Below are 23,248 nucleotides of genomic sequence, written 5' to 3' on the forward strand. Positions count from 1 at the left end.
CTGGAATGCCCGATGAACAAACAACCTAGGAACAACAAATACGGCGTGGCCCTTGCCGTAGCTTTGGGTCTGATGCTGTCTTGGCCAGTTGCCAGTTTTGCAGATGAGGACGAAGAAGAAGGCAAAATCGAACTCACTGAACAGCAGATCCAAGCCGCCGGTATTGAACTCGCCCAGGCCCAATCTCGCTCAGTCAGCACGATGCTGACGCTGCCGGGTGAAGTCCGTTTCGACGAAGACCGTACCTCGCACATCGTTCCGCGCGCGGCAGGCGTGGTGGAATCGGTAAAGGTCAACCTCGGGCAGTCGGTCAAGAAAGGCGAGCTGTTGGCCGTGATCGCCAGCCAGCAGATTTCCGACCAGCGCAGCGAACTGGCGGCCAGCGTGCGCCGGGTTGAACTGGCGCGCACCACGTTCCAACGCGAGCGCCAACTGTGGCAGGACCAGATCTCCGCTGAGCAGGATTACCTGCTGGCGCGCCAGACCTTGCAGGAAGCTGAAATCGCCCTGAACAACGCTCGCCAAAAGATGACCGCCCTCAGCGGCAGCGCCGTATTGGTCGGTGGTAATCGCTACGAGCTGCGTGCGCCATTTGCTGGCGTGGTGGTGGAAAAACACCTGGGTGTCGGCGAAGTGGTGAGTGAGACCAGCAACGCCTTCACCCTCTCGGACCTGTCCCAGGTATGGGTGACCTTTGGCGTATTTCCAAAGGACTTGAACAAGGTCCGTGTTGGAAAACCGGTAAAGGTCAGCTCTACGGAAATGAGTACCGAAGTGCTCGGCACGGTGGCTTATGTTGGCAATTTGCTCGGCGAGCAGACGCGTACCGCCACCGTCCGCGTAAGCGTGCCCAACCCCGATGATGCCTGGCGCCCAGGCCTGTTTGTGACGGTGCAAGTGGCCACCGATACCTCCCAGGCCAAGGTCACCGTGCCGCAAACCGCGATCCAGACCGTCGAGGAAAAACCCTCGGTATTCGTGCGTACCCCGGACGGTTTCATTACCCGCCACCTCGAGCTGGGCGTGAGCGAAAACGGCTACGTCGAAGTGCGCAAGGGCCTCGACGCCGGAGCGCAAGTGGCTACCGTCGGCAGTTTCATCCTCAAGTCAGAACTGGGCAAAGGCTCGGCTGAGCACGCCCATTGATGATCATTGGGTACACAAACGCCTGAGGTGGGTGTTGCGTAGCAGCGGTCGAGTCGAACGAGGCCGCGCCCGGCTGCGAAGCAGTCGTAAAACCTGAATTCGCGGTGCATCAGGCATACCGCGAACGCAGCCTCGCCGAGGCTCGACAGCTGCTACGCGATGCCCGTCTCACCTTGATATGTATTTTGTCTGCTGCGAGTGATTCCCCATGTTTGAGCGCCTTATCCAATTCGCCATCGAGCAGCGCATTATTGTGCTGCTGGCGGTGCTGTTGATGGCCGGTGTCGGCATCGCCAGCTATCAAAAGTTGCCCATCGACGCGGTGCCTGACATCACCAATGTGCAGGTGCAAATCAACTCGGCGGCGGCCGGGTTTTCGCCGCTGGAAACTGAACAGCGCATCACCTTTCCCATCGAAACCGCCATGGCTGGGTTGCCGGGTTTGCAGCAGACGCGTTCGTTGTCGCGCTCCGGATTGTCCCAGGTGACGGTGATTTTCAAGGACGGCACCGACCTGTTCTTCGCACGCCAATTGGTCAACGAGCGGCTGCAAGTGGCGCGTGAGCAATTGCCCGCGGGCATCGAAACGGCGATGGGGCCGATTTCCACTGGCCTCGGAGAAATTTTCCTGTGGACCGTGGAGGCCGAGGACAGCGCGCGCAAGGAAGACGGCACGCCTTACACGCCGACAGACCTGCGCGTGATCCAGGACTGGATCATCAAGCCGCAACTGCGCAACGTGCCGGGCGTGGCCGAGATCAACACCATCGGTGGTTTCGCCAAGGAATACCAGATCGCACCGGACCCCAAGCGCTTGGCGGCCTACAACCTGACCCTGGGCGATTTGGTCACAGCGCTTGAACGTAACAACGCCAACGTCGGCGCCGGCTACATCGAGCGCAGTGGCGAACAGTTGCTGATCCGCGCACCAGGGCAAGTGGCGTCCATCGATGACATCGCCAACATCGTTATCACGACTTCGGATGGCACGCCGATTCGTGTGCGCAATGTGGCTCAGGTCGAAATTGGCCGCGAACTACGTACCGGTGCAGCTACGGAAAACGGCCGTGAAGTGGTGCTGGGCACGGTGTTTATGTTAATCGGCGAAAACAGCCGCACCGTGTCCCAGGCCGTGGCGAAAAAACTCGAAGAGATCAACCGTTCGCTGCCTGAGGGCGTGGTGGCCGTCACCGTCTACGACCGCACCAACCTGGTGGAAAAAGCCATCGCCACCGTGAAGAAAAACCTTTTCGAAGGTGCGTTGCTGGTTGTCGCGGTGCTGTTCCTGTTCCTGGGCAATATCCGCGCGGCGCTGATCACCGCGATGGTGATTCCCCTGGCGATGTTGTTCACCTTTACCGGCATGTTCACCAACAAAGTCAGCGCCAACCTGATGAGCCTAGGGGCGTTGGATTTCGGCATTATCGTCGACGGCGCGGTGGTGATCGTCGAGAACGCCATCCGCCGCCTGGCCCATGCGCAGCAGCGCCACGGGCGACTGTTGACCCGCAGCGAGCGATTGCATGAAGTGTTCGCCGCTGCCAAGGAAGCAAGGCGGGCGCTGATCTTTGGGCAACTGATCATCATGGTGGTGTACCTGCCGATCTTCGCCCTCACCGGCGTGGCCGGGAAGATGTTCCACCCCATGGCCTTCACCGTGGTGATTGCCTTGTTGGGCGCGATGATTCTGTCGGTGACCTTTGTACCGGCCGCGATTGCGCTGTTCGTCACCGGCAAGGTCAAGGAAGAAGAAAACCTGGTGATGCGCACCGCGCGTCGAGCCTATGCGCCGGTGCTGGATTGGGTGATGGCGCGCCGTCCATTGGTGTTTGGCTTGGCGGTGCTGACCATCGTCGCCTCGGGTTTGGTAGCCAGCCGTATGGGCAGCGAATTTATCCCCAGCCTCAGCGAAGGCGACTTCGCCCAGCAGGCACTGCGTGTGCCGGGTACCAGCCTGACGCAATCGGTGCAGATGCAGCAGCAGCTGGAAAAAACCTTGATGGCCCAGGTGCCGGAAATCGAGCGGGTATTCGCACGTACCGGCACTGCGGAAATCGCCTCCGACCCGATGCCGCCGAACATTTCCGACAGTTACGTCATGCTTAAGCCCAAGGACCAATGGCCGGACCCGAAGAAGTCCCGCGAGGTGCTGATCGCCGATATCCAACGCGCCAGTGCGATTGTGCCGGGCAGTGCGTATGAACTGTCGCAACCGATCCAACTGCGTTTCAACGAGCTGATTTCCGGGGTGCGTAGCGATGTGGCGGTTAAGGTGTTTGGTGATGACATGACGGTGCTCAACAAGACCGCCGGGGAAATTGCCGAGACCTTGAAAAAACTAAACGGCGCCTCGGAAGTGAAGGTGGAGCAGACCTCTGGTCTGCCGGTGCTGACCATCAATATCGACCGCGACAAGGCCGCGCGTTTTGGCCTGAATGTGGGCGATGTGCAGGACACCATTGCCGTCGCCGTCGGTGGGCGTCAGGCCGGCACGTTGTACGAAGGTGACCGTCGCTTTGACATGGTCGTGCGTTTGTCCGATGCGCTGCGTACCGATATCGACGGGCTGTCGCGGTTGTTGATTCCAGTGCCGGCGCTGGCGAGCAACGTATCGGGACAGTTGGGCTTTATCGCCTTGTCCCAGGTCGCCAGCCTGGACCTGGTACTCGGTCCGAACCAGATCAGTCGCGAGAATGGCAAACGGCTGGTGATCGTCAGCGCCAACGTGCGTGGACGGGATATCGGTTCGTTCGTCGAAGAAGCCGAGACAGCCATCAACACTCAGGTGAAGGTGCCTGCGGGTTACTGGACCACCTGGGGCGGCCAGTTCGAGCAGTTGAAGGAAGCGTCCGAGCGTTTGCGCATCGTGGTGCCGGTGGCATTGCTGCTGGTGTTCGGGCTGTTGTTCATGATGTTCAACAACCTCAAGGACGGCCTGCTGGTGTTTACCGGGATTCCATTCGCGTTGACCGGTGGGATCATGGCGCTGTGGCTGCGGGATATTCCGTTGTCGATCTCGGCGGGGGTGGGCTTCATCGCGCTGTCGGGGGTGGCGGTACTTAACGGGCTGGTGATGATCGCCTTTATCCGCAACCTGCGCGAGGAAGGGCGATCGTTATCGGTAGCGATCAACGAAGGAGCACTGACCCGCTTACGCCCGGTGTTGATGACCGCACTGGTGGCGTCACTCGGGTTTATCCCCATGGCCCTGGCCACCGGCACCGGCGCTGAGGTGCAGCGCCCGTTGGCGACGGTGGTGATCGGCGGGATTATTTCTTCTACGTTGCTGACGTTGCTGGTGTTGCCTGCGTTGTATCAGTGGGCGCACCGCAAGGAAGAGGAAACACCAACCGAAACAGCGTGAAACCACCGGGCAGGCTGCGTACGTCAGCCTGCCCCAGGTGTAGGGTCATGATCGAGCGCACGATGGCCAGGCCCAGGCCGGTGCCACCCTCGGTACGTGCGCGACTGCTGTCGACACGGTAGAAGCGTTCGAACAGGTGAGGCAGGTGTTGTGCCTCGATTCCCGGGCCAGGGTTGCTCACCGACACCGACACATTCTTCCCATACGCCTCCACCAGCAGCGAAATGTGCGAGCCCCGTGGGCTATGGCGGATGGCATTGGACAGCAGGTTGGAGAGGGCACGTTGAATCATCAGACGGTCACCCTGCACGTGGGCATCGCCGCTCAATGTCAGGGTCAGCTGTTTGTCTTCGGCACTCAAGGCAAACAGTTCCATCACTCGATGGGCTTCATCCGCCAGGGACACCGCTGTAAACGAAGCCCGCGCTGCCGGGTGGCTGACTTGGGCCAGAAACAGCATGTCGGAGACGATGCGCGCCAGGCGTTCCAGCTCTTCGGTGTTGGACTCCAGCACCGCTTTGTATTCCTCCCCAGGCCGTTGGCGCGAGAGCGTCACCTGAGCCTTGCCCATCAGGTTGGTCAGGGGGGCGCGCAATTCGTGGGCGAGGTCATCGGAGAATTGCGACAACTGCTGTACCCCAGCGTCCAGGCGGTTGAGCATCACGTTGAAGCCTTGCGCCAACTCGCCAAGCTCCTGGGGCAGGTTGTCGAGGGACAAACGATGGGTCAGGTCCTGGGTGGTGACTTTGGCAGCCACATGGCTGAACTGCTTCAACGGCGCGAGCCCTCGCTGCACCAGCCACCAGGCACCCATGCCGATCAGGATCAGCAGCATGGGCAAGGCGATCACCGTGGCACGCAGGTAGGCACTGAGCAGTGCCTGGTCGTCCATGCGGTCCAGGGACAGCAGCACGCGTACGCGTTCGCCACTCGCCAGGCGCATCAGGCTGGAGGCGCTGAGCACTTGGTTGCCATAGCTGTCGGTCCAATTGAGGTAACCCAGGGATTCCCGGGGTGTAAAGTCGGTCAGTAACGGGTCTTGAGGCTTGGCGCCGATGCTTAGCAACACGTTTTCATCGGGCGCGGTGCCGACGATGGTGAGGTAGAAGTTGTCATGGCCGATCACCAGGTCCATCAGCGAGTGTGGGCGTGCGCGGATTGCGCTGGTGTCCAGGCCTTGGGCCAGGCTGTGCTGGATCTGTTCCATCTTGCTTTCCAGGCCCTTGCGCGCCAGCTTTTCTAACTCATGGGTGAGCGCCAGGTAGGCCAGGGTCGCGAGCAGCAGCACTAGGCCAGCGCCCATCAGGCTGACCGTCAATCCCAGGCGCATCGACAGACTGCCGGTTTTCATGGTCGCGCCTCCAGCACATAACCCACACCGCGAATGGTGTGGATCAGCTTGACGTCGCTTTGGTCATCCACTTTGGCGCGCAGACGGCTGATGGAGACTTCCACCACGTTGGTGTCACAGTCGAAATTCATGTCCCACACCAGGGAAATGATCTGCGTGCGCGTCAGCACTTCACCGGACTGACGCATCAGCACCTGCAGCAGGGCGAACTCCTTGGTGGTCAGGTCGATACGCCGAGTGCCGCGATAGGCGCGGTGGCGACGCGGGTCCAGTTCCAGGTCCGATACGCGGAATACATCCGGCTGCGGGATATGCTCGCTGCGCCGCAACAGCGTGCGTACTCGCGCCAGCAATTCAGGAAATTCGAAGGGCTTGACCAGGTAATCATCGGCGCCCATGTCCAGGCCCTTGATTTTGTCGGCCAGCCGACCACGGGCGGTCAGCATCATCACGCGCTGGGTGCCATTGCGGCGCAATTGCTCCAGCACTTCCCAGCCGTCCTTGCCTGGCAGGTTAACGTCGAGAATCACCAACTCGTAGGCGTGCTGCCCGGCCAAGTGCAGGCCGTCGATGCCATTGGAAGCACAGTCGACCACATAGCCACTTTCACTCAGGCCTTGCTGCAGGTAGTCGGCGGTTTTTTGCTCGTCCTCAACCACAAGGATACGCATGGGGGTTTACCTTTTACTGAATGAGAGAAGGGGTCCATTTCCTTATGGAATTAGGTGTTTTGGGAGTAGGAAAATTCTGAACCGTGAAGTAGCTTCAGGGTCAACTGCGACCATTGGTCGCGATTAAGCCTTCGCGCAAAAAAAACGCCCCATAGGGGCGTTAAAAATTCATCTCTTTCCAAAGGAGCTACAAAAAGCTTCAGAGACGAATGTTGCTCGGTGTGAATAAGTTGAAGCGAGTATAGGAAGTTCAACTTAACGGGAAGCTGAGCCTAATGTTACAGTTTTGATAGTTAGCAGTTTGTGAGCAGATGTTAGTTAATCGCGAACGAATGTAAGTGCTCGCCATGCTGACTGTTGTTCAGAGTGCTGCCAGCGGGTATTCGACGATCACGCGAACTTCTTCCAAGTCCGACTCAAAAGCACTGGAACGCACAGTGGCCTGGCGCAAACGCAACGACAAATCCTTCAGGTTGCCACTCTGCACCACATACTTGGCTTCGAAGTCCCGCTCCCAGCGGCGTTGATCAGTCAGCGGATTACCCGCTGCATCGCGGCGCATATACACCGAGTTGGCATTGCTGTAGTCGGCACCGGTACCTTTGCCGTAGCGGGTCATGAACGACAGACCGGGAATGCCGAACGGCTGCATGTCCAGGTCGTAACGCACCATCCACGAGCGCTCCTTGGGTGAGTTGAAGTCGCTGTACTGGATCGAGTTGTTGAGGAAGATCGAGTCCGACTGGCGCAGGTAATCAAAGTCATCGTCGCCGTTGTTGCGCTGGTGCGACACGGCCACGCTGTGGGCGCCGGCCTTTACCCCAATCCTGGCGCTCCAGATGTTGTTATCGAATTTGCCCAGCAGCTTTTTGCCTTCGTCCACTGCCTTGTAATAGTTGATGTCGCCGAACAATGAGACGTCATCGTTCAGTGGGTAGCTGGCGGCGCTGCCGAAGTAGTACTGATCCCAGGCATCCTTCAAGCGGCTGCTGTACAGGCTGACACTGAGGTGTTTATTGACGGTGTAGTCGCCGCCGAAATAGCCGATCCAGGGCGAGTCGACCCTGCCCGCATAGAAGGTCGAAAAGCCTTTGTTCATGCCGCTCTCATTCGGTTGGCTCATGCCGCTCAGGCGCCCGCCTTGCAGGCTCAGGCCCTCAAGGCTGGTGTTCTGCGCGGTGACACCGCGAAAGCTTTCCGGCAGCAAACGCGAGTCGCCGGCGGCGACTACCGGAGTGGCCGGGAACACATCGCCGGCCTTGATCACCGTGTCCAGCACACGCAGTTTCGCCGCACCACCGATTTTGCTGTAGCCGCTTTCAGGGTGATTGTCGCTGTCCACCGGCAGCACGCCGAACGAGCCTTTGCCGCCGCTGCGGCCGGTGCCAGAGTCGAGTTTCAGGCCGTACATGGCAAACGCATCGAGGCCAAACCCTACGGTGCCCTGGGTAAAACCGGATTCGAACTTGCCGATCAATCCCTGTGCCCAGGCTTCGGAATAGCCGTTGCCGGTGGGGCTTGACTGGCCCTTGCGATCATCGCGATTGAAGTAAAAATTGCGTGCCAGCACGTTCACGCTGCTGCCTTCGATAAAACCTTCGGGTTTGTCTTCCACGGCTACGGCTGCCAGGGGCAACGCGGCGATCAGTGAAAAGGGAAGGGTGTAGTTACGAATACTCATGTTTCGCTCCTTGGTCTTGGCAGTTTTCAGCTTCTTATAGAGGTGGGCGTTCTTATTGATTTGGCCCGGGCTGATAGTTGCAAACGGCGGATAACGGCTTCGTTGCGAGAACATTACAATTCTGGAAGCTCACGACCACCTAACAAATAAGTAATGTTCTGGTGAACATTCCGTCAGGGTTGATTTATTAGTCTTGTCACTGAACTTTTCAGTCGAGGAACTAGTAATGAACTTTTATAAAATGGGTCTGGGTGTATTAACTGCAGTCTTGTCGTTCGGTGCGTTGGCCGAAGGTGGGGGCGATCGCACTTTTGCCCTGATGATGGAGCGAAATGAAAAGGCCATGGCCGATTACGCCATCAAGACCGGCAAGCCGGCACCCGAGGTGCAGGCGTATCGCTATGGAATGAAGCTGGACATTGCCAAGGTGGTCAACGTCACGCCGCCGATCCGCTCGTGCAATCCAGTGCCCTCGCGCATGACCTACGAAGACTCCAGCGGCAAGCTCAATACCCTTGAATATCAGGTAATGGGCGTATGCCGAAACAATGGCGGTTAATGGATCCAAAAAAAGAGTCAGGTACAGCGTTAAAGTGCTCTTCAGAAAATGCCGGCAGCGCCGATGCAGGTCAGATCCCTCTTCCTTTATGACCATCGGTGCCCCATGTTCAACACCCGTTTAAAGCAGGAGCTGTCGGCTCTCCGTGAAGAGTTGTCCAGCTTGCAACAGGTCAAGGAGAGCTTGGAAAGCGAAATGCTGTGCCTGACGCTGGATGCCGAAGGCCGGGTGGAGTGGGCGAATGCCAACTTCCTGCAGGAACTGGCTTACCAGTCCACTAACGTTTTGGGACGCCACATTGATGACCTGGTGCCGCCACACGTGCGTCAGGACGAATTTCATAAGCGTTTCAAAAATGCCCTGCTTCGCGGAGAACATTTCGCCGGCACCGTGCGCCTGTTGCGTGGTAACGGCAAGGAAGCATGGTTGCGCTCGATCGTGCAGCCGGTGCGCAGTTCGGATGGGCGTATCCAACATTTTTCGATTTACTCCAGCGACCTCACCCGCACCATCGAGGCTTCGCGCGAGCATGAAAACCTGATCACCGCGTTGGTACGTTCCACAGCGGTCATCGAGTTTGACCTCAGCGGTCATGTGCTGACCGCGAATGACCGGTTCCTCGGCGGCATGGGTTACAGCCTGGCGCAAATTCAGGGTAAACATCACCGTATGTTCTGTGAGCCGGAGGAGTACAACAGCGCCGAGTACCAGAACTTCTGGAAGCGTTTGAACTCCGGCGAGTTTGTTGCGGCGCGCTTCAAGCGTGTCGACAGTCACGGCCGTGTGGTGTGGCTGGAGGCGACCTACAACCCGGTGCTGGATGCGACGGATCGGTTGTACAAAGTGGTCAAGTTCGCCACGGTAATCACCGATCAGGTCAACCGGGAGCAGGCCGTGGCCGAGGCCGCCAACATTGCCTACAGCACTTCGCTGCTCACCGACAGCAGCGCCCAGCGCGGTACCACGGTGGTCACCCAAGCGGTGGACGTGATGCGTGATCTGGCCAAGCACATGCAGCAGGCCGGCGAAGGCATCGAGGCGTTGAACGAACAGTCCCAAGTGATCGGCACCATCGTCAAGACCATCAGCGGCATCGCCGAGCAGACCAACCTGCTGGCGCTCAACGCGGCCATCGAAGCGGCTCGTGCCGGTGAGCAAGGGCGTGGCTTTGCGGTGGTGGCCGATGAGGTTCGCCAATTGGCCTCGCGCACCAGCAAGGCCACCGAGGAAATCGTTGGTGTGGTACGCCAGAACCAGGACATGGCCCGCGATGCGGTGACACTGATGACCGATGGCCGCCTGCAAGCCGAGCAAGGTCTGGCGCTGGCGGCCGAGGCGGGCACGGTGATCGTGGAGATCCAGGACGGTGCGCAAAAAGTGGTCAGCGCAGTCGGCCAATTCGCCAATCAGCTGTCGAGCTGATTGCAGGGCTCAGGTATCGTAGGCGCTTTATTGCTTGAAGAGCCGATCCTCCATGAGCCCTAACCACCGTCGCGCTGTTCCGTTGCCCAAGGCCTACCGCTTGCTCAATCACGGGCCGACCGTATTAGTGAGCGCGGCGCACAATGGCCAGCGCAATATCATGGCTGCCGCCTGGGCCATGCCGCTGGATTTCGAGCCGCCAAAAGTCGCGGTGGTGCTGGACAAGGCCACCTGGACCCGCCAACTGCTGGAAGGCGCCGGCACCTTTGTGCTCCAGGTGCCGTGCGTGGCACAGGCCGATCTGGTGCAAACGGTTGGCAACAGCACCGGCTCCGAAATCGACAAATTTGCCACCTACGGCCTGCACACGTTCAACGGTGACCACACCGAAGCCCCATTGTTGGAAGGTTGTGTGGCGTGGCTTGAATGCCGCCTGCTGCCCGAGCCTCACAATCAGCAGACCTATGATTTATTCCTCGGTGAAGTGGTTGCGGCCTATGCCGACGAGCGCGTGTTCAGCGAAGGGCACTGGCACTTCGACGGCCATGATGAACTGCGCACCTTGCACCATATCGCGGGCGGGAATTTCCTGACCATCGGCGAGCCGGTCGTCGGGCGTCAGCTGTAAGCCTTACCCGTGCTGGAAGCGACCTGACATCTTCACCCAGCGCGACGGCGGCATACCGTAGGTACTGCGAAATTGTCGGGTCATATGGCTCTGGTCGGTGAAGCCTGCAGTCATTGCTGCGTCCACCAGTGATTGGCGGCCAGCAGGCTACGCACCAGGTCCAGGCGCCGCATGGTCAGGTAGCGGTAAGGACTGGTGCCGAATAACAAACGAAAATCCCGCGACAACGCCCAGCGATCACGGCCGCAGTGATCGGCGATTTCATCCAGGGTAATGCTGCGGCCCAAGGCGCTGTGGATAAACTCCCGTGCGCGTTCGGCGGCCACATAATCGAAGGATTTGCGGCTGATGATCTCTCCTGACGTGGTGCTCAGTGCCTGAGCCAGGTCGAACATGGCGTCCTGCTCCAGCAGGGGATCGATCGGGCAATCCAGGCTTTGCAGCAGCACTTCGCTGGCGCGGAACAGCCGTGGGTCGGTGGACAAACCATTGGGGATAAACGGCAACGGCTTGCCGCCGAGAATCTGCTGGATCAGCGCCGGCTCCACGTAAATCATCCGGTACTTGAAGCCCTCCACGCTGCTGGCGCGGCCATCATGGGTTTCATCGGGATGAATCACCATGGTCGTACCGGGCAGGCTGTGGGTCATGCCGCCTCGGTAATGAAAACTCTGCACACCGAACAACGTGCGTCCGATGGCGTAGGTGTCGTGGCGATGCGGGTCGAACGCGAAGCCGGCAAAGTACGCCTCGATGCGGTCCAGGCCACTGGCGTGCGGGGCGCGGTGCATCCAGTCGAGGGAGGAGGTCGGATTGCCCATGGTGGCTTGTCACATGTAGAGATGGAAACACGTTAACCCAGTCTGCGCGGGTTGTCTGGTGGGGTCTTGTACGATTGTGCAGCGTTCTCTGTGTGGTAGAAATCTGTTGGTCATATGGAAACATTATTTATCGATAAAAAATTATTGTTTTACGATAATTAGTTCGCTATTTTGCTTCCACATTCAATCAGTGAGGCCGTCCATGAATACACAACGTCTTGCCCTGCTCAGCCAACGCATGTCGGTGGTCACTTTGTTGCTGATCATCAGCATGCTGGCCCTTAACGCTGCAGGGTGGCTGTTTCCGGTTTTCGGTTCTTCGCCCGATGGGCTTGGGTTCAACTTCGCGTTGAGTGATCGTCTGATCCAGGGCCGCGCCGAGCAGGTAGCGTTGTTTCCTCTGTGGCAGATCCTGGGTGCCATCGTACTTTCGAGCGTGCCTTTGCTGGCGCTGGCGTTCGGTTTGAATCATCTGCGCAAGCTGTTCCAGAACTATGCGCGGGGCGAATACTTCTCCAGCAAGGCTGCCTCGCACCTGGGCAAGGTGGGCAAAGCGGTGGCAATTTGGGTCTTACTGGATTTTTTATGTGAGCCATTGCTAAGTGTCTGGGTGACAATGAATGAACCGGTCGGCCACCGACTGATCACGCTGAGTGTGACCACACCCAGCTTCGTGGCGTTGTTTCTGGCGGCCTGTATCGCGGTGATCGCGCGTATCCTGTGGCAGGCCAGTGAAGTGGATTCTGAAAACCGCACCTTTGTTTGAGACTGAAATGCCCATTGTGATTGAGTTGGACGTTATGCTTGCCCGACGCAAGGTCAAATCCAAGGACCTGGCCGCAGCTATCGGGATTACCGAACAAAACCTGTCTTTGCTCAAGCAAGGCAAGGTCAAGGGGATACGGCTCGGGACGCTGGATGCCATCTGCGCGTACCTGGAGTGCCAACCCGGTGACTTGCTGGTGCACACGCCGGAGTCGAGCACCGAGCAATAACGACTTATCAGTTTTGTGAGAGGAGAAACCCTGCATGTCACTCCCTAACTGGGCATACGCGGCGCCACTGGTGTCCTTGGGGTTACTCTGGATCGTTGCCGTGGTAACGCCCGGCCCCAACTTTTTCAATATCGCCCAATTGGCCGCGAACGGCTCGCGCCGTCATGGCGTGGCGGCTTCGGCTGGCGTGGCGTCGGGTACGATTCTGTGGGGGCTGGCGGGTGGCTTGGGCATCAAGTCATTGTTCACGGCTGCGCCTATGCTCTACCTGGCGTTCAAGATCATTGGCGGCTGCTACCTGATTTACCTGGGGCTCAAACTGTTCAAGCGTTCGGCGCCCGCCGCCGGGCAAAACCTGTTGCCGGATGAGCCTCGGCGTTCCCTGTTTTCGGCCTGGCGCCTGGGGTTGCTCGGCAACTTGTCCAACCCCAAGTCGGCCCTGTTTGTGGCGACCATTTTCGCGTCCACCATGCCGCCGTCGCCATCACCGATGTTGCTAACTCTGGCGGTGATCGTGATGTCCACCTTGTCGTTCAGTTGGTATAGCGCCGTGGCCCTGGTGTTTTCCAGCGAGCGCATGGCCAACGTCTACAGCCGTTCGCGCAAGTGGCTCGACCGCTTTGCCGGCGGCTGTTACGTGCTGTTCGGCGCACATCTGGTGGCGAATCGCTGACTGCCCGTGGTAAGAAGCCTTACTTTCAACAGTGAGGCCGGGTCATGAGCAAGGTGCGGGTAGGTATTATTTTTGGTGGACGTTCGGCCGAGCACGAAGTCTCGCTGCAATCGGCGCGCAATATTGTCGATGCGCTGGACCGTTCGTGCTTTGAGCCTGTGTTGATCGGCATCGACAAGGACGGTCACTGGCACCTCAACGATACGTCGAACTTTCTGATCAACCAGGAAAACCCGGCCCTCATCGCCCTCAACCAATCCCACCGCGAGCTGGCGGTGGTGCCCGGCAAGGGCAGCCAGCAAGTGGTTGAAACCACCGGGCAGGGCCTGTTGCAACATATCGATGTGATCTTTCCTATCGTGCACGGCACCCTCGGTGAAGACGGCTGCCTGCAAGGCTTGCTGCGTATGGCTGACCTGCCGTTTGTCGGCTCCGATGTACTGGGCTCGGCAGTGTGCATGGACAAGGACATCAGCAAGCGCCTGCTGCGCGATGCCGGTATTGCTGTCACACCCTTCATCACCCTGACTCGCGGCAATGCGTCGCGCACATCCTTCGAAACAGCGGTGAGCAAGCTTGGCCTGCCGATGTTCGTCAAACCCGCTAACCAGGGTTCCTCGGTGGGTGTGAGCAAAGTCGCCGACGAAACCGGGTATCACGCGGCCGTTGAACTGGCTCTGGGTTTTGACGAGAAAGTGCTGGTGGAGTCCGCCGTTAAAGGCCGTGAAATCGAATGCGCCGTACTGGGCAACGAGAACCCCGTTGCCAGCGGTTGCGGCGAGATTGTGGTGAGCAGCGGCTTCTATTCCTACGACAGCAAATACATCGACGACCAGGCTGCCCAGGTCGTGGTGCCGGCGGATATCAGTGAAGAGGCAAGCGAGCGCATTCGCCGTCTGGCGGTCGAGGCGTTTGAAGTGCTGGGCTGCGCCGGGCTGGCACGGGTGGATGTGTTCCTGACCGACGACGGTGAAGTGCTGATCAACGAAATCAACTCACTGCCCGGCTTCACCCGCATCAGCATGTACCCCAAACTGTGGCAGGCGGCAGGGATGAGCTACAGCAAACTGGTGAGCCGGTTGATCGAGCTGGCGCTGGAGCGGCATGCGGGGCGCAGGGGGTTGAAGATCAGCCGCTAAAATCACGGAACCCTGTGGCGAGGGAGCTTGCTCCCGTCGGGCTGCGCAGCAGCCCTGAAACCCGTGATTAAGTGCTTCAGCCTTTGCGAGCAATCCACGAATAAATCAACGTCTTCGACTCCTCAGGGGTATGCGTCCTTCTGCGGTAGCTGGCAAAGCTCGGCGACGTGCAATAAGTGCACACCTGACTCACCTCAATCTGCTCCCGCTTGACCCCGGCCGCGCGCAACAGCATCACCCCGTACCCACTCAAATCAAACCACACGCTGCTGGTTTGCCTGGCATGGGGCGGTGCGATTTCCGGCATCAGCAACGGCGCCGCTTGAGTGTGGTGCCATAAGTGCTTTTGACGCGCGTCAAACTGCGCAACAAACTCCTCACTCACCTCATAACAGCACGGTTTGATCGACGGCCCGATGGCAACCTGCAGCTGGTCCACGGCAATCCCTTCGTCGGCGAACCGCTGGATGGCGTTGGCGACAATCCCGCCTTGCAGGCCCTTCCAGCCGCCATGCACGGCAGCCACCGTTTCACCGTTTTTTGCAGCGATCAGAATCGGCAGGCAATCGGCGGTAATCACCGCAATCGGCTGATCCTCATGGGTGAATACGCCGTCGGCCTCGAGGGTATTGGCCGCCAGGCCCGCTTGCCATCCAATCACCGATGCGCTGTGCACCTGTTTGCAGAAAAATACGTCATCCGGACGCAACGGGTCGTTGATCGTACAAAAGCCGTGGTCGACGCCAGGGATGGCGCCGAGGTTATCTGCCTGTTGCAAGGTGCTCTCTCCGTTGATTAAAGACTCAGTCGCCAACCGCCGCGCCTTCACGCCGAGGGTCGGCGCCGCCACTGAGCGACACTTTGCCCTGGGTGTCACGCATACGCACGATGGCCTGGACGCCGCTGGTCATGTCGATTTCACTCAACGCGTGGCCTTTATCCCTGAGTGCCTGCTTCAGCTTTGGGCTGAACAAACCCGCTTCCAATTCAGTGGCGCCATTGCGGCTGCCAAAATTGGGCAGGCTGATGGCGGTCTGCGGGTCGAGTTTCCAGTCGAGCATCGCCACCAGGGATTTGCTCACATATTCGATGATCTGTGAGCCGCCTGGCGAACCCACCGTGGCCAGCAGCTCGCCGCTTTTACGGTCGAACACCAAGGTCGGCGCCATGGCTGAGCGCGGGCGTTTTCCGGGCTCTACGCGGTTTGCCACCGGCCGGCCGTTTTCTTCGGGGATGAACGAAAAATCGGTCATCTGGTTGTTCAGCAAAAAGCCTTGAACCATCAGGTGAGAACCGAACGCGGCCTCGACCGTGGTGGTCATCGATACGGCGCCGCCCAGATCATCCACTGCCACCACTTGTGAGGTGGAGATGCGCAACGGAGAACGATCCGGCGCGTAGGCGACCTGGATGCCTGCCGGTTGGCCCGGTTTGGCGATGCCCATGCTGCGTTCGCCGATCAGCGTGGCACGTTTGGCCAGGTAGTCCGCAGCGACGAGGCCGGTGACCGGTACCGGCACGAAGTCGGCGTCAGCCACGTACAGGCCGCGGTCGGCAAAGGCCAGGCGGCCGGCTTCAGCGAGCAGGTGTACGGCTTCGGGCGTGGGTTCGAGGCCGGCAGGTGACGAGCTCTTGACCGGTGTCATTGGCGCAATGGCCAGTCTCGGTTCGCGGGTTTCCAGGGCCTGCAACGTGCCGAGGATCTGCGCGACAGCAATCCCACCCGATGACGGTGGCGGCATGCCACACACCTTCCATTGCTTGTAGTCAGTGCACAGCGGCGAGCGCTCCTTGGCGGTGTAGCCTTTGAGGTCCGCCTGAGAAAGGCTGCCTGCGTTGCGATTGCCCTGGATCTTGCGCGCGATCTCATCAGCAATCGGCCCGTGGTACAACGCGTCCGGGCCTTCCTTGGCAATGCGTTTGAACACATTGGCCAGCGCCGGGTTTTTCAGCAATGTGCCAGTGGCTTTTGGCGTGCTGTCGGCATTCAGGAAATAGGCGGCCATGTCGGGCGACTGGGGAATGTAGCGATCAGCGGCGATCAATGCGTGCAGACGCGGGGAAATGGCGAAACCTTGTTCCGCCAGACGAATTGCCGGGTCGAATAGCTTGGACCATTGCAAGTGCCCGGTTTTTTGGTGCGCCATTTCCAGCGCCCGCAAAACTCCCGGCGTTCCGACTGAGCGTCCGCCAATCTGCGCTTCCGAAAATGCCATCGGCGTGCCGTCCGCCTTCAGGAATAACCGCTCGGTTGCTCCTGCCGGCGCGGTTTCGCGGCCGTCATAGGCGTGCACGTTTTTCCCGTCCCACAGCATGATGAACGCGCCGCCGCCGATGCCGGAAGATTGCGGTTCCACCAGTGTCAGTACGGCCTGCATCGCAATGGCTGCATCAATTGCCGAGCCGCCCTGACGCAGCATCTCGCGCCCGGCCTCGGCTGCCAGCGGGTTGGCTGCTGCGGCCATGTGGCGCTCGGCGTGCTGGGTGGTGAGGTCGGTGCGAAAACCCGAACCCAGTTCCGGCGCCGGCGGCTGTTCGTTGATGGGGGGGTGACAGCCAGCCAGGGCGAGGGCTGCGACAATCATCGACAGTTGACGGCGGGAAATCGAAAGCACGCGCTGAACTCCGTTCATTGTGAGAATGATCTGTTGTCCTTGGGGCAGTACTTTTTACAGGTAAATCGTGCCTTGCAGATAGAGCACAGCAGCCCCCGAGATGATCACGCGGTCGCCCTTGAGCTCACAGCGCAACTGCCCACGGCGTTTGCCGCCCTGTTCGGCAGTGAGCAGCGACTTACCCAAACGCTCGGCCCAGAAGGGCGCCAGCGATGTGTGGGCGGAACCCGTGACCGGGTCTTCGTTGATGCCGACATTTGGCCCGAACCAACGAGTTACAAAGTCAAACCGCGTGCTTTTGGCCGTCACTGCAATTCCGCGTTTGGGCAGGCCCTTGAGGCGAGCGAAGTCCGGCGTCAGGGCAGCGACCTGGGCTTCGTCGTCGACCAGCACGATGTAGTCGTCGGTGGCATACACCTCGGCCTGTTCGATACCCAATGCGCTCAGCATTCCGGTTGGCGGTTCGCAACGTTCGGGCTGCTTGGCCGGGAAATCCATCGCCAGTTCGTCGCCGTTGCGCGTCACTCGAAGCTCGCCGCTGCGGGTGGCAAAGCGCAACACTTGAGGCGTGCCCGGCAGTTTGTGAATCAACACCCACGCTGCCGCAAGCGTGGCGTGGCCGCAGAGGTCAACTTCGACTTCGGGGGTAAACCAGCGCAACTCATAGAGGTCGCCACGGGGCACGAAGTAAGCGGTTTCCGAGAGGTTGTTTTCTGCGGCGATGTTTTGCAGTTGCTCATCGGTCAGCCATTCGCTGAGCGGGCACACCGCAGCGGGGTTGCCGCCGAAGGCGTGTTTGCTGAAGGCGTCGACTTGGTAGATATCCAGTTTCACCGTGAGGTACTCCGTGTGGGGGAGGCTGGACACTAACAGTGGGTTCTGTTGAGCGTCAAAGTACAGATGGCGGCTTTTTTTGAGCGCATGAGTGATGGCCGGTTCAGCCCAGGCGCAGCAACATCGCCCCGGCGGCAATGGTGCAGGCGGCGGCGACGCGTATACGGGGCAGATGTTCTTTGAGTACAAGCGCCGAGATCAACATGCCGAACAGGATTGATGTTTCCCGGAGTGCAGAAACCGTGGCGATGGGCGCTGACGTCATTGCCCACAGCGCCAGGCAGTAGGACGCTATCGTGCCAAATCCTCCGATGATCCCGGGCCGCCAGTGGCGCCCCAGGTAACGGCAGAATGCGTGGCGTCGGGTGGCCAGCGCCCAGGCGGCAAGCGGGATGCCGGTCAGCAGGAAAATCCACAGCGTATAGGCCACCGGCGCGCCGGATTTGCGCACACCCAAGCCATCGATCAAGGTGTAGCTTGCGATTACACCGGCATTGATCAGCGCCAGCATCAGTCCTTTTTTCTGCCCGGCAGAAGGGGCCGCGGCCATGCTCAGGATGCCGAGGGAGATCACCGCAATTCCCAACCATGCGAACGTCGACAAACTTTCGGATAGCAGGAACACACTCACCGCCGCCACCAGCAGCGGCGCGGTGCCGCGCATGATCGGGTAGGTCTGGCTCATGTCGGCAATGCGGTAGGTTGAGGACACCAACACGAAATACAGCACTTGGAACACGACCGATGCGCCGATGAACGGCCAGCTTTCTTTTGCCGGGAGTTCAATAAACGGAATAACGACCAACGCAATCAGCGACGCGACAGAGGTGATCATGCAGGTGGTCAGCAGCTTGTCGCCGCCACCTTTGATCACGGCGTTCCAGGTGGCATGCAGCAATGCGCCGAGCAGGATAATGGCGAAGACGTCGAAGCTCATGAACGATGCTCCTATCAGGCTCAAACCCGCGCAGGGGGGGAGGGCGCTGCGAGTATGCTCCAGTACTTTTTTGAAGACATAAAAAAACGGCCTACCTTTCGGTAAGCCGTTTTTAGTACTTGGTGGCTACACAGGGACTTGAACCCCGGACCCCAGCATTATGAATGCTATGCTCTAACCAACTGAGCTATGTAGCCAAGTGGCGCGCATTATTCGCGCAGAACGGGAATGCGTCAAGCACTTTTATTGAATTTTTTTCTACGCTTTCAACTGTTTAACCAAAATCAGGTTAAACAGTGACGAGTGGTAAGGCGGGCGTGGTGTCCAGCGGAGGGGATCTAATGCGGGGGCGTCGTGTCGAGCGTCTTTGAAACTGAGAAATTCGGTTGGGCAGATATCCCTGCCGCCCAACAATTGCCTTTCGGCGGCCTTACGGTTGTGACGGGTTATGCGTAACGCGTTTGAGTTGTTCGCGCGCGCGCGACAGGCGCGAGCGAACGGTGCCGATAGGGATGTCCAAAACGTTGGCAGTGTCCTGGTAGCTGCCGTCGGTTTCCAGTGAGGCGTACAACGTCTTGCGCATCTCCGCCGGCAGGTGGTCGATGGCGCTCAGGGTTTTCTCCAGGCGGCGGTTGATCTCGAATTCCCAATCCAGATTTTTGTTGTCTTCCTGGCCGTGCCACAGCGATTCGTCGAATTCGCAATGCACCGGTTTGGCGTACAGGCGTCGGAAATGGTTGCGGATCAGGTTCTGCGCAATGCCGCACATCCACGTGCTGAGCGTGGCCTGGCCGCTGAATCTCTCCCGGTTGCGCCAGGCTTCCAAGTAGGTCAGTTGCAGGATGTCGTCTGCATCTTCGGGATTGAGTACGCGTTTATGAATAAAACGCCGGAGTTTTTTCTGCTGCTCGTCCGTCAGTTGGAGCATGAATTGAGGCGAGCTGCCAACGAGGTGAGATAGAGCACCAATAGGGATATCCATGATTTTTTCCTCAGGGTAGACGCGATCGAAATTGTTTCGACGAAAACCCTGTTAGCACCGCTTGTGCCAACTGAAAAAATCACATAACAAACTGATTTTTAAAGAGAATATTTTGTAATTGATGCGGTTTTGCGCAATTTTCGGCAGAAAGGCCCGAGATCTTGTGCCGTTTCTTTCAAAGAGCATGTGGTAAAGATTTCAATGGAACCGTTCAGGCGCGGTTTGCCACAGAGAGAAATACTCTCCTTGTCTCGGCATGCCCATGAAAGTTGAACTCTATCAAGATGTGCAAGTGCCCCAGAGTCTTGTGCCGTCCAAGCCCAGTCGTGCCCCTGCGCCGGAAACAGCGGCGGCTGTTGGTGGTCTTGCTGACATTTTTATTCAGGAAATGGAGGCCAACAATAAAACCCTTGCTCAGCGCTCGACGAGCATCGGCCTAATGCCTACCGAACAATGTGCGCACCTCTGGAGCCAGCTGGGGCATCCCGCGCAAGCGACTGTGGAGTCAACCGCCCGTCGGGTGCGGACGCAACTGCTGCAGGGGGCGAGTATCGAAAAAATGCTCGACATTACGGGGAGCGATCCGGCGCGCACTTACGTAGTGCTTCAGTTTCTTTCGGCCCAGGCGCAGTCTGAAGCGCGCAAGATCGAGGCAGGCCTGGCACGTGATGCCCTGACCAAGTTAGAGCTACGTTTCGAGGGGCAAATTCAGGCTGCACTGAACACGGCAATGGCGTTGCAAGCGGCCGCTGATGACCCGCAGGAGCGCCAGGCATTACGGACGCTGTACTACGCCAGCGTGGTGACGCAGCAGTCTTTGAGCAAAATGATGCAAGCATTGCTTGGCGTCTACGGTGGCGAGCGTTTTGCGATCGGACTGAAGGTCATGCGTCGAGCCCTTGCTGATGATATTGCCTCCCTGGTGTCGTCGGTGGCGACCTCCAAGTTGCGTACGCTGCTATTAGGCCTGCAAAGTTGTGGTCATTTGGGCGGTGTTCTGTCCAATTGCCAGGCGTTGATCCAGCGTCTGAATGCAGGCCTGGAGGCTGTGGACTTGCTGCAGCGTTTGTTGGGGTACACCAGCACCGGCATTGCCTCCAGAGAGGTCCAGCGTCTGGCCAACGAAATGAGTGGTGGCCCCTCATCCGAATCCTTGATCTCCCTGAATGCTCTTTACCCCGTGATCAAGGATTTGCCTATGGCCCTGTGGCGCGATACACAGGAGCGCCAACAGGCCCTGCACAACTGTTTACTGGTGATGGACGAACTTGCTCGTCTTGAGCGCGGCCAGCAGCAACTCGACAGTAAGTGGGGAGCCCAAGCGTGACTGCACTGAAGGCTATCAACGGCCTTTTGCTTAAGGTCGCACAGCGTGCTGAGGTGCTGGGGGCGGTGGTGGTCCTGGCCATCGTGTTCATCTTCATCGTACCGCTGCCTACTTGGCTGGTGGATATCCTCATTGCATTCAACATTTGTATTGCGTGCCTGTTGATCGTGTTGGCGCTGTATCTTCCCGGGCCCCTGGCGTTCTCGTCTTTTCCGTCAATTTTGCTGTTGACTACCATGTTTCGCCTGGCGTTATCGATTGCAACCACACGTTTGATCCTTCTGGAGCAGGACGCCGGTGACATCGTCGAGGCTTTCGGCAATTTCGTCGTCGGTGGCAACCTGGCGGTGGGGTTGGTGATCTTCATGATCTTGACACTGGTCAATTTTCTGGTGATTACCAAAGGTTCGGAGCGAGTTGCCGAAGTGGCGGCGCGCTTTAGCCTGGATGCCATGCCTGGCAAACAAATGTCTATCGACAGTGACTTGCGTGCAGGTCTGATCGATGGTGGGCAGGCGCGGGACAAGCGTGATCAGTTATCCCGCGAGAGCCAATTGTTCGGCGCCATGGACGGCGCAATGAAGTTCGTCAAAGGCGATGCCATTGCCGGTTTGATTATCGTGGTGATCAACCTGCTGGGCGGTTTTGCCACCGGCATGTTCCAGCACGATATGAGCGCCGCCGAGTCCATTGCGCTGTATTCGGTGCTGACCATCGGTGACGGTTTGATCGCGCAGATACCCGCACTGCTAATCTCGCTGACCGCCGGCATGATCATCACTCGGTCGGCACCGGATGCTCGTAAAGGCGCTACCAGCGTGGGCATCGAAATTGCTCGGCAGATGACCAGTGAACCCAGGAGTTGGATGATTGCTTCGGTGGGTATGCTTGCTTTTGCAGCGCTGCCAGGCATGCCAACGGTTGTGTTTATCATCATCTCGTTGATGACGGGGGCCCTGGGGTATTACCTCGCACGTCAACGTAAACGGGAAGAAAATCCGGGAACTTTAATGGCCGAGGCGGTCCGCCCGGAAGACAACGGTGAGGAAGATTTGCGCGGGTTCGACCCGTCACGACCCTATCTGTTGCAGTTTTCCCCGGTGTTGCACGGCACTGCAGAGATGATTGAGCTTGTTCATAGCATCCGTCAGGCTCGCAATGCGCTGGTCGCCAACATCGGGCTGACACTACCGCCATTCGAAGTCGAAGTTGATGCCTCGATGGCAGACGATGAAATGCGCTTCTGCGTTCACGAAGTGCCGATGGTCAGGGCCTCTGTCGTACCTTACATGGCTGTAGGCCGGGCAGCACTGGAAGACGTGCCAGCGCATGCCGTTCCTGGCTTGGCTGAGCGCGACGAACAGGATTGGATCTGGCTGCCGCCAGACGATCCCCTGCTGGATGACCCGCAGGTGGAGCGCTTCAGCGCGGCAAGCCTGATTGTCGATCGCATGAAGCAGGCGATGATGCTGAGTGGGCCGCAGTTCCTCGGTGTCCAGGAGAGCAAAGCGATCCTCAGTTGGCTTGAGCACAACCAGTCGGAATTGGTGCAGGAGTTACAGCGGATCATGCCGTTGTCTCGCTTTTCGGCAGTGCTACAGCGTTTGGCCAGCGAAGGTGTGCCGTTGCGTGCCGTGCGGCTGATAGTCGAATCGTTGATCGAATACGGGCAGCATGAGCGTGAGCCGGATGCCCTGGCAGATTATGCGCGTATTGCCCTTAAATCGCAGATTTTCCACCAGTACAGTGAGAGTGATGGCCTGCATGCCTGGCTATTGTCGCCACAGACTGAAAACACGCTGCGTGAGGCATTGCGCCAGACCCAGACCGGGGTGTTCTTTGCTCTCGACAACGATAGCAGTGCAGCGCTGGTCAGCTTGCTTAACCAAGCTTTTTCCGTACGGCCTAAAAGCAAAAGCGTGATGTTGGTTGCGCAGGATTTGCGCAGTCCTTTGCGCACGCTATTGCTCGAAGAGTTCAACCATATACCGGTGATGTCCTTTGCCGAACTGAGCAGTACCGCCAAGGTGAAAGTACTGGGGCGCTTTGATCTGGGCCAGGACGAACTGATGCGTGGAGCGGCGGCATGATCAGTCGTCCCTT

At 58.7% G+C, this 23,248-nt stretch carries 18 protein-coding genes, 1 tRNA gene and 3 pseudogenes; 12 read left to right on the top strand and 10 right to left on the bottom strand.

What is annotated here, in order from left to right:
* The first annotated feature begins 12 nt into the window (after window positions 1-12).
* Together BFL40_RS21465 and BFL40_RS21470 are read left to right on the top strand one after the other, a co-directional pair.
* Window positions 13-1,146: an efflux RND transporter periplasmic adaptor subunit gene (locus BFL40_RS21465; protein WP_071485813.1), complete on the top strand. Its 1,134-nt coding sequence runs from the start codon at window positions 13-15 to the stop codon at window positions 1,144-1,146.
* A gap of 208 nt (window positions 1,147-1,354) precedes the next feature.
* Window positions 1,355-4,510, top strand: coding sequence for a CusA/CzcA family heavy metal efflux RND transporter (locus BFL40_RS21470; protein ID WP_071485814.1), 3,156 nt, complete (start codon window positions 1,355-1,357; stop codon window positions 4,508-4,510).
* Here the strand turns inward: BFL40_RS21470 and BFL40_RS21475 are convergent.
* From BFL40_RS21475 to BFL40_RS21485, 3 genes are all read right to left on the bottom strand, one after another.
* Window positions 4,425-5,861, bottom strand: a complete 1,437-nt coding sequence (locus BFL40_RS21475) for a heavy metal sensor histidine kinase (RefSeq protein ID WP_071485815.1) — start codon at window positions 5,859-5,861, stop codon at window positions 4,425-4,427. The two genes, BFL40_RS21470 and BFL40_RS21475, sit on opposite strands and share 86 nt — an antisense overlap.
* Window positions 5,858-6,532 (bottom strand): heavy metal response regulator transcription factor, encoded by a 675-nt coding sequence (locus BFL40_RS21480; protein WP_071485816.1) that lies wholly within the window; start codon window positions 6,530-6,532, stop codon window positions 5,858-5,860. Before BFL40_RS21480 ends, BFL40_RS21475 begins: the two co-directional genes overlap by 4 nt.
* Before the next feature lie 361 nt (window positions 6,533-6,893).
* Window positions 6,894-8,213, bottom strand: a complete 1,320-nt coding sequence (locus BFL40_RS21485; RefSeq protein WP_071486155.1) for an OprD family porin — start codon at window positions 8,211-8,213, stop codon at window positions 6,894-6,896.
* Between the two features lie 226 nt (window positions 8,214-8,439).
* Between BFL40_RS21485 and BFL40_RS21490 the strand changes: the two genes are divergently transcribed.
* The 4 genes and pseudogenes from BFL40_RS21490 (at window position 8,440) to BFL40_RS21500 (ending at window position 10,822) form a co-directional block, all read left to right on the top strand.
* Window positions 8,440-8,772 (top strand): DUF2790 domain-containing protein, encoded by a 333-nt coding sequence (locus BFL40_RS21490; protein ID WP_071485817.1) that lies wholly within the window; start codon window positions 8,440-8,442, stop codon window positions 8,770-8,772.
* Between the two features lie 195 nt (window positions 8,773-8,967).
* A pseudogene (locus BFL40_RS34645) lies at window positions 8,968-9,654 on the top strand (PAS domain-containing protein); the annotation flags it as partial.
* Window positions 9,655-9,765: 111 nt separating this feature from the next.
* Window positions 9,766-10,194 (top strand): annotated as a pseudogene (locus BFL40_RS34650) (methyl-accepting chemotaxis protein); the annotation flags it as partial.
* Between the two features lie 52 nt (window positions 10,195-10,246).
* Window positions 10,247-10,822, top strand: a complete 576-nt coding sequence (locus tag BFL40_RS21500) for a flavin reductase family protein (protein WP_071485819.1) — start codon at window positions 10,247-10,249, stop codon at window positions 10,820-10,822.
* 3 nt (window positions 10,823-10,825) lie between these two features.
* Here BFL40_RS21500 and BFL40_RS21505 read toward each other — a convergent pair.
* Window positions 10,826-11,643: pseudogene (locus BFL40_RS21505) on the bottom strand (AraC family transcriptional regulator).
* Between the two features lie 202 nt (window positions 11,644-11,845).
* Here BFL40_RS21505 and BFL40_RS21510 point away from each other — a divergent pair.
* The 4 genes from BFL40_RS21510 to ddlA are packed head-to-tail and all read left to right on the top strand — an operon-like array spanning window position 11,846 to window position 14,450.
* Entirely contained in the window at window positions 11,846-12,409 is a 564-nt protein-coding gene (locus BFL40_RS21510; RefSeq protein WP_071485820.1) for a DUF2975 domain-containing protein, read from the top strand.
* 7 nt (window positions 12,410-12,416) lie between these two features.
* Window positions 12,417-12,638 carry a helix-turn-helix domain-containing protein gene (locus tag BFL40_RS21515; protein ID WP_071485821.1) on the top strand — a complete coding sequence of 74 codons (222 nt, stop codon included), beginning with the start codon at window positions 12,417-12,419 and terminating at the stop codon, window positions 12,636-12,638.
* Between the two features lie 34 nt (window positions 12,639-12,672).
* Window positions 12,673-13,311: a LysE family translocator gene (locus BFL40_RS21520; protein WP_071485822.1), complete on the top strand. Its 639-nt coding sequence runs from the start codon at window positions 12,673-12,675 to the stop codon at window positions 13,309-13,311.
* Window positions 13,312-13,355: 44 nt separating this feature from the next.
* Complete coding sequence (ddlA, locus tag BFL40_RS21525; protein ID WP_071485823.1) at window positions 13,356-14,450, top strand: D-alanine--D-alanine ligase; 1,095 nt, start codon at window positions 13,356-13,358, stop codon at window positions 14,448-14,450.
* Window positions 14,451-14,526: 76 nt separating this feature from the next.
* Here the strand turns inward: ddlA and pgeF are convergent, their stop codons facing one another.
* The 6 genes from pgeF to BFL40_RS21555 form a co-directional block, all read right to left on the bottom strand.
* Complete coding sequence (gene pgeF, locus BFL40_RS21530) at window positions 14,527-15,228, bottom strand: peptidoglycan editing factor PgeF (RefSeq protein WP_071485824.1); 702 nt, start codon at window positions 15,226-15,228, stop codon at window positions 14,527-14,529.
* A gap of 25 nt (window positions 15,229-15,253) precedes the next feature.
* A complete protein-coding gene (gene ggt / locus BFL40_RS21535; protein ID WP_408003960.1) occupies window positions 15,254-17,065 on the bottom strand; it encodes a gamma-glutamyltransferase in 1,812 nt (603 codons plus the stop codon).
* Between the two features lie 54 nt (window positions 17,066-17,119).
* A complete protein-coding gene (locus BFL40_RS21540) occupies window positions 17,120-17,899 on the bottom strand; it encodes a PhzF family phenazine biosynthesis protein (protein WP_071485826.1) in 780 nt (259 codons plus the stop codon).
* 103 nt (window positions 17,900-18,002) lie between these two features.
* A complete protein-coding gene (locus tag BFL40_RS21545; RefSeq protein ID WP_071485827.1) occupies window positions 18,003-18,836 on the bottom strand; it encodes an EamA family transporter in 834 nt (277 codons plus the stop codon).
* A 120-nt stretch (window positions 18,837-18,956) separates the two neighbouring features.
* Window positions 18,957-19,033 (bottom strand) — tRNA-Met (locus BFL40_RS21550).
* 233 nt (window positions 19,034-19,266) lie between these two features.
* Window positions 19,267-19,818: an RNA polymerase sigma factor gene (locus tag BFL40_RS21555; protein ID WP_071485828.1), complete on the bottom strand. Its 552-nt coding sequence runs from the start codon at window positions 19,816-19,818 to the stop codon at window positions 19,267-19,269.
* Between the two features lie 262 nt (window positions 19,819-20,080).
* On the opposite strand from BFL40_RS21555, the gene sctW reads away from it, so the two are divergent.
* Together sctW and sctV are read left to right on the top strand one after the other, a co-directional pair.
* Entirely contained in the window at window positions 20,081-21,145 is a 1,065-nt protein-coding gene (gene sctW / locus BFL40_RS21560) for a type III secretion system gatekeeper subunit SctW (protein WP_071485829.1), read from the top strand.
* Complete coding sequence (gene sctV / locus BFL40_RS21565) at window positions 21,142-23,235, top strand: type III secretion system export apparatus subunit SctV (protein WP_071485830.1); 2,094 nt, start codon at window positions 21,142-21,144, stop codon at window positions 23,233-23,235. The genes sctW and sctV overlap by 4 nt, the downstream gene beginning before the upstream one ends.
* The last annotated feature ends 13 nt before the right edge of the window (window positions 23,236-23,248 follow it).

Origin of the sequence: Pseudomonas costantinii, from assembly GCF_001870435.1 — a bacterium.
GTDB classification, from domain to species: domain Bacteria; phylum Pseudomonadota; class Gammaproteobacteria; order Pseudomonadales; family Pseudomonadaceae; genus Aquipseudomonas; species Aquipseudomonas costantinii.